This window comes from Pseudomonas sp. CBZ-4, from assembly GCF_000346755.1.
Lineage (GTDB): Bacteria > Pseudomonadota > Gammaproteobacteria > Pseudomonadales > Pseudomonadaceae > Aquipseudomonas.
Window position 1 is genome coordinate 17701 of sequence record NZ_ANNV01000014.1, and the last position, 14346, is coordinate 32046.

General features: G+C 63.7%; 14 protein-coding genes. 7 read left to right on the forward strand and 7 right to left on the reverse strand.

From position 1 onward, the window contains the following. Positions 1-176: 176 nt before the first annotated feature. Genes B348_RS0102245 through B348_RS0102265 form a run of 5 tightly spaced genes read left to right on the forward strand, consistent with a single transcriptional unit; the run spans position 177 to position 4247 of the window. Entirely contained in the window at positions 177-1475 is a 1299-nt protein-coding gene (locus tag B348_RS0102245) for an FAD-binding oxidoreductase (protein WP_017734537.1), read from the forward strand. A gap of 30 nt (positions 1476-1505) precedes the next feature. Continuing rightward, positions 1506-1871: a cupin domain-containing protein gene (locus tag B348_RS0102250; protein WP_017734538.1), complete on the forward strand. Its 366-nt coding sequence runs from the start codon at positions 1506-1508 to the stop codon at positions 1869-1871. Between the two features lie 13 nt (positions 1872-1884). Beyond that, positions 1885-2706 carry a molybdenum cofactor biosynthesis F family protein gene (locus tag B348_RS0102255; RefSeq protein ID WP_017734539.1) on the forward strand — a complete coding sequence of 274 codons (822 nt, stop codon included), beginning with the start codon at positions 1885-1887 and terminating at the stop codon, positions 2704-2706. Then, positions 2699-3502 (forward strand): SDR family NAD(P)-dependent oxidoreductase, encoded by an 804-nt coding sequence (locus B348_RS0102260; RefSeq protein ID WP_017734540.1) that lies wholly within the window; start codon positions 2699-2701, stop codon positions 3500-3502. The genes B348_RS0102255 and B348_RS0102260 overlap by 8 nt, the downstream gene beginning before the upstream one ends. Further along, on the forward strand, positions 3492-4247 hold the full coding sequence (locus B348_RS0102265; RefSeq protein WP_017734541.1) for an SDR family oxidoreductase: 756 nt from the start codon (positions 3492-3494) through the stop codon (positions 4245-4247). The genes B348_RS0102260 and B348_RS0102265 overlap by 11 nt, the downstream gene beginning before the upstream one ends. A gap of 46 nt (positions 4248-4293) precedes the next feature. Here B348_RS0102265 and feaR read toward each other — a convergent pair whose 3' ends face one another. The 3 genes from feaR to B348_RS0102280 all read right to left on the reverse strand — a co-directional run bounded on the left by feaR (position 4294) and on the right by B348_RS0102280 (position 7377). Then, complete coding sequence (feaR, locus tag B348_RS0102270; RefSeq protein ID WP_017734542.1) at positions 4294-5235, reverse strand: transcriptional regulator FeaR; 942 nt, start codon at positions 5233-5235, stop codon at positions 4294-4296. 113 nt (positions 5236-5348) lie between these two features. Beyond that, a complete protein-coding gene (locus B348_RS0102275; protein WP_026136495.1) occupies positions 5349-5915 on the reverse strand; it encodes a DUF3156 family protein in 567 nt (188 codons plus the stop codon). Then, on the reverse strand, positions 5878-7377 hold the full coding sequence (locus B348_RS0102280) for an APC family permease (RefSeq protein ID WP_017734544.1): 1500 nt from the start codon (positions 7375-7377) through the stop codon (positions 5878-5880). The genes B348_RS0102275 and B348_RS0102280 overlap by 38 nt, the downstream gene beginning before the upstream one ends. Positions 7378-7594: 217 nt before the next feature. On the opposite strand from B348_RS0102280, the gene B348_RS0102285 reads away from it, so the two are divergent. Together B348_RS0102285 and B348_RS0102290 are read left to right on the forward strand one after the other, a co-directional pair. After that, entirely contained in the window at positions 7595-8917 is a 1323-nt protein-coding gene (locus B348_RS0102285; RefSeq protein WP_017734545.1) for a hypothetical protein, read from the forward strand. Between the two features lie 106 nt (positions 8918-9023). Next, the gene (locus tag B348_RS0102290) at positions 9024-10511 is read left to right on the forward strand and encodes an aldehyde dehydrogenase family protein (protein ID WP_017734546.1); all 1488 of its coding nucleotides are present in this window, start codon (positions 9024-9026) and stop codon (positions 10509-10511) included. A gap of 172 nt (positions 10512-10683) precedes the next feature. Here B348_RS0102290 and B348_RS0102295 read toward each other — a convergent pair whose 3' ends face one another. The 4 genes from B348_RS0102295 to B348_RS0102310 all read right to left on the reverse strand — a co-directional run bounded on the left by B348_RS0102295 (position 10684) and on the right by B348_RS0102310 (position 14141). After that, positions 10684-11616, reverse strand: a complete 933-nt coding sequence (locus B348_RS0102295) for a pyridoxamine 5'-phosphate oxidase family protein (RefSeq protein ID WP_017734547.1) — start codon at positions 11614-11616, stop codon at positions 10684-10686. 79 nt (positions 11617-11695) lie between these two features. Continuing rightward, on the reverse strand, positions 11696-12595 hold the full coding sequence (locus B348_RS0102300) for a LysR family transcriptional regulator (protein ID WP_017734548.1): 900 nt from the start codon (positions 12593-12595) through the stop codon (positions 11696-11698). Next, positions 12595-13503 (reverse strand): LysR family transcriptional regulator, encoded by a 909-nt coding sequence (locus B348_RS0102305; RefSeq protein ID WP_017734549.1) that lies wholly within the window; start codon positions 13501-13503, stop codon positions 12595-12597. Before B348_RS0102305 ends, B348_RS0102300 begins: the two co-directional genes overlap by 1 nt. 2 nt (positions 13504-13505) lie before the next feature. Continuing rightward, positions 13506-14141 carry a glutathione S-transferase family protein gene (locus tag B348_RS0102310; RefSeq protein WP_017734550.1) on the reverse strand — a complete coding sequence of 212 codons (636 nt, stop codon included), beginning with the start codon at positions 14139-14141 and terminating at the stop codon, positions 13506-13508. Positions 14142-14346: the final 205 nt, after the last annotated feature.

Sequence of the window (14346 nt, forward strand, 5' to 3'; positions counted from 1 at the left end):
TAATTTAACGAAACTCTAGCATTCCCGGCCTTCGAGCGCGCTATAACTTGTTGATCGCGCCGCCCATGGCGCCCTGAATCAAAAGCCTGGGCACGCAGGATCAAGACTTCCACCCCGTCAGGGCCCTTAATGGAGGCATCCGCTTTAGAGCCTTCCTTCACCTTTCAGGCTGCGCCATGATCAACATCGAAACCCCCACGTATTACACCGCCACCAAGAAGTACAACCTGAGTTTTCCCACGCTGGAGCAAGACATTGACGCCGACGTCGTAGTGATCGGCGGCGGTTTCTCCGGAATCAACACGGCGCTGGAACTGGCGGAAAAGGGCATCACCAATATCGTCGTGCTCGAAGCGCGCTACCTGGGTTTTGGCGGCACCGGGCGCAATGGCGGGCAGATCATGGCCGGCATCGGCCACGACCTGGAAAAGATCAAGAAGGACGTCGGCGAGGACGGCCTGCGCCAGGTGTTCGAGATCAGCGACCTGGGCGCCGACATCATCAAGAACCGCATCGCCAAGTACAACATCGATGCGGACTTCTGCCACGGCTACGGCTATATGGGGTTCAACGCCCGCCAGGAAAAAACCCTGCGCGCCTGGGAGAAGGATTTCAAGTCGATCAACAGCCAGCACGAGATCCGTTTTCTCGGCGGCGCCGACGTGCAGCAGATCATCGGTTCCAACGCCTACACCAGCGCCCTGCTGCACATGGGCGGCGGGCATGTGCACTCGCTGAACCTGCTGCTGGGCGAAGCCAGCGCACTGGCCAGCCACGGCGTGCGGATTTTCGAGAACAGCCCGGCGCTGGACGTCAGCTACGGCGAACGCATCACCGTGCGCACCGGCCGCGGTTCGGTGCGCGCGAGCAAGTTGCTGTGGGCCTGCGACAGTTTCCTCAACAAACTTGAGCCCGAGCTGCACCGCTCGACCATCAACACCTACGCATTCCAGATGATGACCGAGCCGTTGCCCGAGGAATTGATCCAGCGTATCAGCCCGATTCGCGGCGCCTACAGCGACATCCGCCCGGTGATCGACTACTACCGCGTGACCAATGAAAACCGTCTGCTGTTCGGCGCTGCGACCCCCTTGGTGGAGCATATTCCCGGCGACCTCAAGGCGTGGAACCGGCGCCTGATGCTGAAGATCTTCCCCTACCTCAAGGACGTGAAAATCGATCTGGCCTGGGGCGGTCCGATGGCATGCAGCCCCAACCTGTTTCCGCAGATCGGTACCCTGCCAGGGCGCAGCAATGCGTTTTTCGTACAGGGCTATTCGGGCTTTGGCGTGACCCCCAGCCACATCATCTGCAAGGTCCTGGCCGAAGGCATGAGCGAAGGCTCGGCGCGCTATGACCTGGTCAGCTCGATCCCGCGCCCGACCATCATCGGCAAGGACGCGATCCGCCCCTTGCTGCTGACGGCGGGCAAATCCTGGCACCAGCTTTCCGGCTACTGGAACGGGCGCCGCTAAACCATTTTTTACTCATCAGGAGCAACTGCCATGACCCTTACCACCCTCAAGCACAATATCCAGCTGTCCGAACTCGACGCCTGGGGCACCGTGGCCGACCTCGGTTCCCAGATCCTCGAAGGCGAAGTGCGCGCCTTTGGCAAAATGACCTTCGGCGCGCCCACCGACCCGGTCAGCAGTGCCTACTTCGGCACCACCCAGGGCAAGTTCCGCATGGTCTACCCGTTCACCGAACAAGCCACCGTCGTGACCGGCGAAGTGCTGCTCACCGATGAGGCCACCGGCCAGTCCACGCGCTACCAGGCAGGTGACAGCTGGTTCGTGACCAAGGGCACCCCTGTGCTGTGGGAAGTGCTCAGCGAAAGCTTCGTCAAACATTACTTCGCCGTCGTCTAAGGGAGACGTTGCCATGACGAGTTCGTCCAACTGGATCACCGTGGGCGCACTCGCCGACGGTTTCGCCCCAGCAGCGTTCATCCTGCCCAACCGTGCCGACCTGGCCGGCCGGGCCTTCACCCTGCACTTCGCCAACGGCTGGCAGATCGAGCACCGTTTCGAATCGGCCAGCCTGGCCTGGCACGCCGCCGATGGTCACTCAAGCGGCAGCGCACCGTACCGCGCCACCTCCATCCGCCCGGGGTTGTACCTGGTGGATTTCATCAAGCACGAAGCCGGGCACAGTTGGTCCATCAGCCTGGTGCTGGACACCCAGGGCGCCTCGTTCACGGCGGTGATCGGCAGCCTGCCGTCCCCGCAGGAGACCCACGAAGGCCTCTACCACCGCGCCCTCGCCGGCAAGCCATTGACCTCGGTGCAGGTGGATTTCCTGCACGGCAGCCTCGACCGCCCCTGGCAGGACGGCCACTGCCTGCACACACCCACCGATGAACTGGTGGGCCTGCGCAACCAATATCGCTACAGCCCCAGCGAAGTCTACGAACACATCTACCTCAACGAACGCTTTTACGCCTGGCAATGCTTGCAAGGTGTGGAGCAAGGTTTGTGCGACACCGATCGCTGCCATTACTACAAGATCGCCGAACAGCTGTACCTGTTTGTGTGGCAGGAAAAGATCGTACCCACCCTCGGCCTGGTATTGATCGACCTGCAACAGCAGCGCAGTGACGGCAAGATCTTCGGGTACGCCGGTGCCTCCTTCGATGCGTTGTCGAACTTCCCGGTCAGCGCCTATTGCCGGGTGCTCAACCGCACGGAATATCCGCATGACTGAGGCCCGCACAGTGGTGATCACCGGCGCCGGCACGGGCATCGGCGCCGCGTGTGCCCGGCTGTATGCCCAGGAAGGTGCGCAACTGGTGCTGATCGGCCGACGCCGCGCCCCCTTGGAACAGGTGGCGCGTGAAACCGGCGGCCTGATCCTGGTGGGCGATGCCGCCTGCCCGGCGACCTGGGACGATTTCATCCGCCAGATCCATGCCCATTGCGCGCGCCTCGATGTGCTGCTGGCCTGTGCAGGCGGCCATGGCCTGGGCAGCGCCACCCAGACCAGCCCCGCCACCTGGGAAGGCGCCCTGCGCAGCAACCTCGACAGCGCGTTCTACAGCGCCCGCGCCTGCCTGCCGTTATTGCAGGCAAATGCGGGAAACATCGTGCTGATCGGCTCCATCGCCTCGCTGGCAGCGGGGCCCGAGGTGTGCGGCTACACCACGGCCAAGCATGCGCTGCTCGGTTTGAACCGCTCCCTGGCGCGGGACTATGGCCCCCTCGGGGTACGGGTGAACGCCGTGTGCCCGGGCTGGGTGCACACCCCCATGGCCGATGCAGAGATGCAGCCGCTCATGGACGCCTACGGCGACACACTGCAGCAAGCCTATGCACGGGTCTGCGCCGACGTGCCATTGCGCCGCGCCGCCCAGGCCGAAGAAATCGCCAAGGTGTGCCGCTTCCTGGCCTCGCGCGACGCGTCGATCATCACCGGAGCCACGTTGGTGGCGGACGGTGGTTCGAGCATCGTCGATGTGCCGACACTGGCCTTTACACGCCTGGAGCCCGCCCATGCCCAATGACCTGGATTTCAGCGGGCAGGTGGTGCTGGTCACCGGCGGCGCCCAGGGCATTGGCCTGGGGATTGTCGAAGCGTTTGCCCGGCGTGGCGCCCGGGTAGTGATTGCCGACCGCCTGCTGGAGCAGGCCCAGGCGGTTGCCGCCGCCCTGTGTGCGCAAGGGGATCGCGTCGAGGCCGTGGGTGTTGACCTGGCAGACGCCGAGGCCGTGCTCGGCTGCGTTCAAGCGTTGCCGCAGCTGGATATCCTGGTGCACAACGCCGGGTATTTTCCGCTGACCGCCTTTGAAGCGATCACCCCGGCGATCCTGCAACGCACGCTGGCGGTCAACCTGTCAGCGCTGTTCTGGCTGACCCAGGCGGCGTTGCCGATGTTTCGCCACCAAGGCCGGGGTTGTGTGCTGGTGACGTCTTCGGTCACTGGCAACCGGGTTGGCTATCCTGGCTTGAGCCATTACGCGGCGTCCAAAGCCGGGGTCAACGGGTTCATCCGCAACGCAGCGCTGGAACTGGCGCCGCTGAATGTGCGGGTAAACGGCGTCGAGCCCGGCATGATCGCCACTCCGGCGATGGGCAACCTGGGGGATGCGACGCTCAATGCCAGCATTGCCAGCAGCGTGCCATTGGGGCGGTTGGGGGTGGCGGCGGATATTGCCGGAGCGATGGTGTTTCTGGCGTCTGAGTTGGCCGGTTACATCACAGGGCAAACCCTGGTGGTCGATGGCGGGTCCACCCTGCCGGAAGTCTGAAGTGTGATTCAAAGGTGGGCGCACATTCGCGCCCACATGGGTTCATTCAGGCGCCCACTGCCTGCATCCGGCTCGAGCGAAAATCCTTCGGCGACACTTCAAACTGCTTCTTGAACGAACGGCTGAAATGCGCCGAGTCGGTAAACCCCCATTTATAGGCAATCGAGGTGATTGACTCGCTGCGCAGGAACGGGTTGGTCAGGTCATCCGCGCTGCGTTTGAGCCGCGCCCGCTGGATGTATCGGCAGACGCTGTCATCTTGTTCCTCGAACAGACGGTACAGGTGCCGCACTGAAATGTTCAGGCGGCTGGCCAGGCCGATCGGGCTCAGGCCGGGCTGGCTCAGTGACTCATCGATCACCTTCTGCACATAGCTGCGCAGGTTGTTGCCGTGCAGCGCCGCCGCCCCTTCACGGCACTCGTCGCCCTGCTCCAGGGCCGAGCCCAGCAGCGAGACGAACGCCGCCTGCAACGCTTCCACCTCGCCGCCACCGTCTTCGGTGCTGTCCTTGCACAACTGGTCCATCAGCACATGCAGCATGCGTCCGCAGGCCTTGTTCGAGGAGATCTTGCCAAACGCACGGCCATCGCCGCCCAGGTGCTTGCACACGTCCGTGCGCGACAGGGACAGCGACGCATGTTCAATAAGGCCGAAGGGGATGATTTCGATGGAGCCCACCGAGTCCATCAGCAGCATCTCGCCGGGGGCCAGTTGCAGGGTCTGGCCGTTCTGTACGATCTGCGAATAACCGCTGCGCTGGCTGACCAGGAAACAGTCCTGGTCATTGTCATGGTCGGCATGGTGCGCCGGACGTTTGATCAGCCCGGCATTGGTGCGCAAAATGGCCAGCCCGCGCGGCAAGTTGCTGATCTCGCCGATGAACAGTGAACGGTTGAAGGCCAGTTCGGTATCGAAATAACCGCACGCGTCGCGCAGTTCCCGATTCCAGGTATCCAGCCCGTCGTGTGCATGCTGTGGGACGCTCATGGGGTGCCTCCGCAATGGCTTGTTTTTGTTGTTCTGCGGCAATAGTTAACATGTTATCTATTGCCACGCAACAACTACCTGTCTTGCCATTGCGGTTGCACTATTGATGCCAATCAGAGGGTTGCCAACAGCCGTTGCAGGCCCGCCAGGCTGGCGAGCAAGTGATCACGCTGCACCGGGCTCAGGGCGATGTAACGCCGGAACGCCGGCATGCGATTGACCACTTCGCTGCCGCCCATATGCTCCAGGCGCACACACCATTGCAGGTTGTGCAGTTCGATGCGCAGGCGCTTGAAATCCAGGGGCATCAGCGCCTGGAACAACCCTGTGTCCGCCTGCACTCGCGCCTGCAACTCACGCCCCAGTGCCGGGTTGCCGGAGCGCCGCCGCAGGCGAATGCCGTGGCGCCGAATCGCGCCGCCATGGTGCACTTCGAAGCTCGCCGTGCCCCCTGTCGCGGCAGGCACGCGCAGCACGAATTCGGTCATCACCAGGTGCATCAACAACTGCGATTCGGTGCGCTCCACCATCTCGACGTCCAGCTCCGCCAGTTCAGCGTTCGCCGGCCCGAGATTGCGTCGTACATGCGCCAGGGTCACCCCCGGCCGATAGCCCGCCGGGGCACGGTCCGCACGCAACAGCTCAAACAGTTTTTGGCGCAAAGTCGCGATAACCGCCATCAGCATGCTCCGGTTGATGACTGAACTCCTTTGCCAGCACCTCCTCCACGGAGGCCGGTTTGAAAGGATTGACCTTCTGTACCACCAGGGTCCAGAACAATGCATACACCGCTGTCCCGCCCAGCATCACGCCAAACGGCACGTAGATGTCCGAGGGGTTCATGCCCGGTGGCGTGATGAACCACATGCCCAGCAGGATGCCAAGGCTCGACACGACCTGCGGCAGCGGAAACCACGGCGAGCGATACGCGCGGGGCAGGTCCGGCCGACGAATGCGCAGGATCACCACCGACACCGTCACCAGCAGGTAGGCAAAGCTCCACGCACACACCGCCGCGAGCACCAGGTGCATGATGTTGTCGGTATTGCCGCCCAGGTACAGCGCGTGCAGGCATGGAATCAGCATCGCCACCAGGATGCACAGCAGCGGCGTCTTGAAACGCGGGTGCAGGTAGGTGAAGACCTTGGGCAACGCTCCATCCACCGCCATGCCATAGAGAATCCGTGGCACCCCGGCCATCAAGGTGTTGATGGTTGCCGCGCCGGCAAACAGAAAGCCTATGCCCAACCACATCGGCCCGACCTGTCCCATCACCTGTTCGGCGAACCTGGGGATGGCCATCGGTGTATCCAGCAGGTGCACGCCCGAGGCGGCATCCAGTACCACGTTTTCCACCTGGCGCTTCATCGCCGCGCCGTAGATGAACATGCACGTCGCCACCCCCACCAGGCCCAGCATCATCGCGCGCGGCATCACCCTGGCCGATTGGCGCAAGTCCGGCGCCAGCGGCGTGACGAACTCGCAGCCGACAAACATGAACATCGCCATGCCCACCAGCGACAGCACGGTGATCAGGTCGGTGCCCACCAGCGACTCGCCGAACCAGCCATCCAATTGCACCGCTGGCGCGGCGATCAGGCCCAGCACGCCAAACACCATCAGCGTGGTCCACATGCCAAACGTGAGGATGATTTCCGCGCGCCCAAACGCGCTCACGCCAAAGGCATTCAGTACGCCGAACACGATCACGAAGCCCACCCCCAGCAGCCACGAGCCACCGGCCGACTCCGCCAGCGTGTTGAGGTGTTCGAAGTTCACCAGTGCCATGACCCCGGCCAGGATGGTCTCGGCGGTGCCGGCAAACACGTGCACGATCAGGTAGGCCGACAACGTGCCGGTGATCGCGAAAAAACGCCCCATGCCGCAGTTGATGTAGTCGTACACCGAGCCGGTGGTGGGCAGGATCGCAGCGGCCTCGGCAAACGTCGTCGCCTGGGCCAGCATCATCACCACGGCGATCAGCATCGCCAGGGCAAAGGCACTGCCGCCGATACCGAAGCCCATGGTGGCGGTGAGAATCACCGGGCTGGCCATGATCAGGCCGATGGTACTGGCCAGTGCGGTGGGGAAACCTACCGTGCCTCGGTTGAGGTGCGCGGTGAGTCGGTCATTGCTCGACATGGTGGGGTCCTCGAAAGCGTTTTTTGGAATGTGTCGGCACTCTGCGCCCCACCCGTATTGGCCGTCTTGCCCCTGTCTGCCGCCGGTTTTGTTGCTCCCTGCCACGGCCTGGTGCCTGGCGGCCAGGGTCAAATCCCTGGCACGCAGGAGAAAGACTTGGGCCCCCAGCGCTCGCCCTAATGCGCCCTCACTCTCAACCAAGCTGGGGACAATAACAATGGAGCACACACTGAAAAATCGCCGCCTCGGCCAGGCGGTCGGCCTGGCTATCACGCTGCTGGCGGGCCAGGCCCAGGCGGTCGAGCTGTATGCCGATGACGACACCAAGGTCACCGGCAACTTCCTCGCCGTGTACGGCCTGTTCAACAGCCCGAAAAACTACGACGGCCGCAGCGGCGGCTCCACCTGGCGCGAGGGCTTTATCAAGTACGGCCTCAGCGTCGAACAGAACCTGGGCACCCTGGGCGGCGTGTACGGCACCGCCAACCTGGTGAGTTCCGGCACCTGGGGCGATGGCGATGCGTCCGGCGTCACCACCGGCCAGGAGCGCACCACCAAGTTTGACGAAGCCTTCGCCGGCTGGCGCTCCGGCGAGCTGTTCCCGGCGCTGGGCAAGGACGGAGTGGACCTGTCGTTCGGCCGCCAGGTCCTCACCCTCGGCGACGGTTTCATACTCAACGACGACGGCCCCAACCTCGGTAAAGGCGTGGGCGACGGCGCGTTCAATCGCGGCGGCGCCTACTACATCGCCGCGCGCCACGCCTTCGACAAAACCGCGGTGGTCCGCCTCGGCGGCAAGGACGGCGTGCATGGCAGCCTGCTCTGGTTCAAATCCGACAACCCCGCCCAGGCCATGAGCGAAATGGCCGGCGGCACCCTGGAATACAGCGCCGTACCGGGCACCCTGGGGCTCACCTATCTGCACGGCATCGACGTGGACGAGCGCTACGCCAGCGACGTGCAACGCCAACGCAAGGGCATGAACCTCTATAGCGTTCGCGGCGCCGGCAATGCCGGCATCGACAATGCGCACTTCGCCTTCGAACTGGCGCGCCAGGACCGCCGCGACGGCCAGGAAAACGCCGGCTACGCCGAAGCCGGCTACACCTTCGCCGACCTGCCCTGGACACCCGACCTGACCTATCGCTACGCCCGCTATTCAAAACACTGGGACGCCATGTTTGCCGGTTTCAATCGCGGCTACGGCACCTGGGTCCAGGGCGAAGTGGCGGGCAACTATTCCGGCCCCTACAACACCAACACCGCGGTGCAACACGTAGCGCTGAAGGTCAAGCCGCTGGAGAACGTCACCCTCGGCGCGCTGTTTTTCGACTACAACACCGTCAGCACTCGCGGCCAGTTGAACCTCGATGGGCGTGAACTGGACCTGTACGCCGAATGGGCGGTGAACGAGCACCTGATCATCACCCCGCTGATCGGCCTGTACAAACCCGACAAGGATGCCGAAACCGGCGGCAACCAGGTCGGCGGCAACGGCACCAACGTCTATAGCCAACTGGTGGTCGCCGTGCCCTTCTGAAACGCTTGGGCAGGCACAGGCATAAAACCTGGCAGGCACAGTCAAGCCACATGGGGGGCCGTTGGTTACCCTCGGCTTTTCTTCAGTGAACTGCCAGGAACCTGCCATGAGCGATATTGCGCTACTGCCTCAAGTCGACGCTTTTCTACGTCGTGACCATGGGCTCTTCATCGATGGCGCCAACGTACGCAGCCACGCCAGCCAGACCCTCGCCGTGACCAATCCGGCCACCGGCAAGGTCATCGCCCATGTCGCCGATGCAGACAGCACAGACATCGACGCAGCGGTGGCCTCGGCCAACCAGGGCTTTGCGTTGTGGGCGCAGGCGGCACCGGCGACCCGCGGCCATGTGCTGCTCAAGCTTGCCGACTTGCTGGAGCGCAACCGCGAGGAACTGGCGCAGATCGAAACCTGCCAGTCGGGCAAGATCATCCAGATCTCCCGGGCGTTCGAAGTGGACCAGGCTGCACACTTCTTGCGCTATTACGCCGGTTGGGCCACCAAGATCAGCGGCCAGACCCTTACCCCGTCGCTGCCCTCCTTCAACGGTGAACGCTACACCGCCTTCACCCTGCGCGAACCGGTGGGCGTGGTGGTGGGCATCGTGCCGTGGAACTTCTCGACCATGATCGCCATCTGGAAACTCGCCTCGGCGCTGGTCACCGGTTGCAGCATCATCATCAAGCCCAGCGAGTTCACCCCGCTGACCATCCTGCGCATCGCCGAACTGGCCATCGAGGCCGGATTGCCCAAGGGCGTGCTCAATGTACTCACCGGCGGCGGCCAAGTCGGCAAAGGCCTGGTGGAACACCCCGGCACGCACAAGGTGTCGTTCACCGGCTCGGTGCCCACCGGGATTGCCGTGGGCCGCAGCGCCATGGGCGCCGGCCTGACCCGCGCGACCCTGGAACTGGGCGGCAAGAACGCAGCGGGTTTCCTGCGCGACATGGACGCGGACAAGACCGTGGAAGGCATCATCGAGGCCGGTTTTCTGCACTCCGGGCAAATCTGCGCAGCGGCCGAACGCTTCTACGTGCACCGCTCGCAGATCGACACCGTGCTGGAAAAACTCAAGCAGCGCCTCAGCCGCCTGACCATCGGTTCCCCCCTGGACGAACGCACCGAATTCGGTCCGGTCACCCATCACCAACATCAGCTCAAACTGCTCGGCTACATCGCCCAGGCCCGTGCCGAAAACAACACGATCATCCACGGCGGCACCCTGCTCGACCGCCCCGGCTGCTACGTCGAACCCACAGTGATCCTGGCCAACCACGCCCACGACACCCTGCTCACTGAAGAAACCTTCGGCCCCATCGCCACCTTCCTGCCCTACGACAGCGAAGACGAACTGCTTGCGTTGATGAACCAGGGCCCCTACGGCCTCAGCGCCAGCCTGTGGACCCATGACCTGGGCAAGGCGCTGCGCATGGTCCCGGCGATCAACGCCGGAACATTGTGGGTGAATATGCACACCCTGCTCGACCCGGCGGTGCCCTTTGGCGGCAACCGCTCCTCCGGGGTGGGCCGGGAGTTTGGCAGTGCGTTCATTGAGGATTACACCGAGCTGAAGTCGGTGATGATTCGCTATTGAGCGCGGCGCCAAAAGCGCCACGGCTTCAACGGTGGGAGCTGGCTTGTCGGGTCCTGCGTCCGGTCCGTACGCAACGCGCAAAAGCCGGTCAAGCGCTCATGCGCCGGTGTGCCCTCACTCCGGCGGTTTGACACCTGACAACATTTCCAGCGCCACTTGCACCGCCGAGCCGCTACCAACGCCCGGTCGCCAGGCTAAACGGCGAAAACTGCGCAAACTGCCAGCGCAACGCCAACGCCGCCGGGCGTCTCACCACCTGCTCCACGGTGAGCGTCCACAAGCGCTGCGCGCCCTCAAACTCAGCCACCTGGGGCCCGTCAAGGATCAGCGAGGTGCGCCCGGCAATCTGCACCACATCCCCTGCGGCAAAATCGATAAACAACAACCCTGCCACCGGATTGATCTGCAAGTTGCCCAGGGTGTTGAAGAACAGGTTGCCGGCAAAGTCGGGGATGGTCAGCACATTGCCCTCGACCCGCACGAAACCACGGTTACCGCCACGGAGGGAGACATCCACCGAGCGCGCGCCGTCGGTGTCCACATAGCTGGCGACGAAGAACGTGTCGGCGTTGCGGATCAGTGCTTGCGCCGCTTCATCCAGGCTGTCGCTGCGTTCCACACGCGTGCCGGGTTTGCGGGCAATCCCGTCCACCGGACGCAGCTGGATGTACTTGGGGCAGTTGCCAAAGCTGTGCACCACCTGCACCGAAAAACCCTCATGATCAAGGGCTGCGATGCGGCCATTCATGCGGTTGCGCCGGCGGGTGTTGAGGTCGATGCCCAGCACCCCCACCGCAGCCCCCTCGCGCACGCCAGCGCGGGCGGGGTCGCTGGATGACGGCAGGCTGTCGATCTGCAATGTCAGCGGGTCGGGTGAATGGGCAAACCCCGGCGCGCCTTCCACCAGCGTCGCCCACGGCGTGCCGCTTTCGTCCACCACACCGAGCAACAGGTACGGCAACAGGGGATAGAAATCGCGGTGCTGTTCCGGCAGGTGATCACGAATGACCTTGGGCCCCACCACTGCCATGCGCTCAGCCACGCCCGCGGCGGCTTGCAGGTGCCGTTCGCCGGCGTGCCAGGGAGATTGTTCGATCAGGTTCATGGTGACCACCTCAGGTTGTAGGCCCCGATGCTGCGCCCTGCCCGGCAAAGAGAGAATCACCACCCGCGGCAATCCACTATTACGCCAACTGAAATACCGGATGTGTGCGCAGTGCCGCCACACAGTGATCGACAAAGCTGCGCACGCGCATCGGCGCGTTGCGGCCTGCGCGGTACACCACGTGAATCGGCAGCGGTGGCGGCTCATAGGCCTGCAGCACCCGGCGCAATTGCCCGCTGAGCAGGTGCTCGTGCGCCGGGTAGCTCAGGCAGCGCACCAGCCCTGCCCCGTGCACCGCCGCATTGATCGCGCCCTGCACCGTGGCGCAACCCAAGCGGGCACGGGCCTTGAGTTGATAGCTCGGCAGTTGATAGCCCGGAAAGTCCCAATCCACCTCTTCGGCTTGAGCGATCAGGCGATGGCGCTTGAGGTCCTCTGGCGTCCGGGGTTCGCCGTGGGCCTCGAGATAACCAGGGCTTGCGCACAGGATCTGGCGGACCTGCCCCACCGGCCGCGCAATCAGTGACGAGTTGGGCAATTCGCCAACCAGGATCGCCGCGTCCAGCCCTTCTTCGTGCAGGTTCGGGTAATAGTCGTGGTAGTGGGCGACAAGGCGCACCTCGGGATAGCGGTCCAGGTAGCTGGCCAACACCGGCGCCATCACATAGCAGCTGAACAGCAACGGCAAGAACACCCGCAGATTGCCCTGGGCCTGCACGTGCATGCCTTTGGCCGAGGCTTCGGCGGCGTCCACCGCCGCCAGCAAGTGCAGGCAGTCGTCCAGGTAGGCGTGGCCCACGTCGGTGAGGCTAACGCCCCGCGTGCTGCGCGTGAGCAAGGGCACCCGCAGGCGCGCTTCCAGGCGGGCCACCGCGCGTATCAGGGTCGGGCCAGAAACCTGGGCCGCACGCGCCGCCGCAGCCAGGCTCGGCTGCCCGGCCAACGCGGCAAACAGTTGCATATCGCGAAACCGTTCCATCAGTCGCGCCGGTTCAGCGCGGCATCCTGGCCCAGGCGCGCGCTGAGAAAATCGACAAAACTGTGGACCTTCGCCGGCACGCGCGTGCTCTTCTGGAACACCACCTGGATCGGCAGCGGCGACGGTTCAAAGCGTTCAAGGATAATCTCCAACTCTCCCGCCGCCACCGCTGCCGCGACTTGATACGACAGCACCCGCGTCACGCCCCAACCCTGGCGCGCGAGGTTGATCGCGGCGTTATTGGCCGTGACCACCAGGCGTGGTTCGATGGGTATGTTCAGCGGCTGGCCGCCGTCAACAAAGGCCCATTCATTCACACGCTGGCTGGCGGAGGTGGTGGCGATCTTCGCTTCACGCAACTGCGACGGGTGTTCGGGGCGCCCGTGCTGATCGAGATAACCGGGGGCCGCACACACCACCCGCCGCACTTCACCAACCTTGATCGCCTGCTGCCCCGGCTCGTGCAGGTGGCCGATACGCACGGCCACATCGACCCCTTCGTCATGCAGGTTGACCACGCGATCCACCAGCAAGGCGTTGATCGTCACCAACGGAAAGCGGTCGAGAAACGCTCCCAGCGCTGGCGCCACATACAGCTCGCCAAACAGCACCGGCGCGGTCACCGTCAAGTGCCCGCAGGGGATCGAGTAGCTGCCCGCCGCCGCTTCTTCGGCTTCATCGAGTTCAGCAAGGATGCGCCGGCAGTCTTCCAGGTAACCCTGGCCGGCTTCGGTCAGGTGCAGGCTGCGGGTGGTGCGCGCCAGCAGTTGGGTGCCGATGCGTTGCTCCATGGCGGCGATGGCCCGCGTCACACTGGGTGGCGAGGTGTTCAAACGGCGGGAGGCGGCGGCAAAACCGGCCTCTTCGGCTACCGCGAGGAACACCTGCATTTCGTGGAATCGGTCCATCGTCACTCCTTCTGTTGCAAACCCGCCGCCGTGCGCGGCATGCCGACAAACCCCGGCAACGCTTCAATGCTGGCCAGCCAGGCACGCACTTGAGGGTAGTCGGCCAGCGACACATTGCCTTCCGGCGCATGGGCGATGTAGGTGTAGAAGGCAATATCGGCAATGCTCGGCTGCTCACTGGCGAGGAAGCGGCTGTGGCTCAGTTGCTGCTCCACCAAGTGCAACAAACCATGGGCGCGGCTGATGGCGTTGACGGTATCGACCTCGGCACCAAACACCACCGCCAGTCGCGCAGACGCCGGCCCCACATGCAATTGACCCGCCGCCGCTGACAGCCAGCGCTGCACACGCGCCTGACCTACCGGGTCGCTGGGCAACCATTGGCCATTGCCGTATTTGCTCGCCAGGTAGACCAGGATCGCATTGGAATCGGCCAGCACGGTGCCGTTGTCATCTATCGCCGGGACCTGGCCAAAGCTGTTGATCGTGGCGAGAAAATCCGCCGACTTGTGCGCGCCTTGCGCGAGGTCCACCAGGATGAACTCCGTGGGCAAGCCCAGCAGGGACAACATCAGCTCCACGCGATGGGAATGGCCGGACAGCGGAAAACCGTAGAGTTTGATCGCAGCTTGGGACATGACAGGCTCCAGAATAAGGTTATCGACGCCGGCCATGGTCCACCGCTGCCGTGATCGTTGGAATCACCAGGATTCACAATCCAGCATTTCATCAGGTGAAACAATCACGATAAAGGACCTGAAAAAACCCGAAGCTCTGGCTCTGGCTCTGGCTTTTTAGCTTTTGATCTTAGGCGCCCCGTTAAACACGCTGGCCGGAATTCGA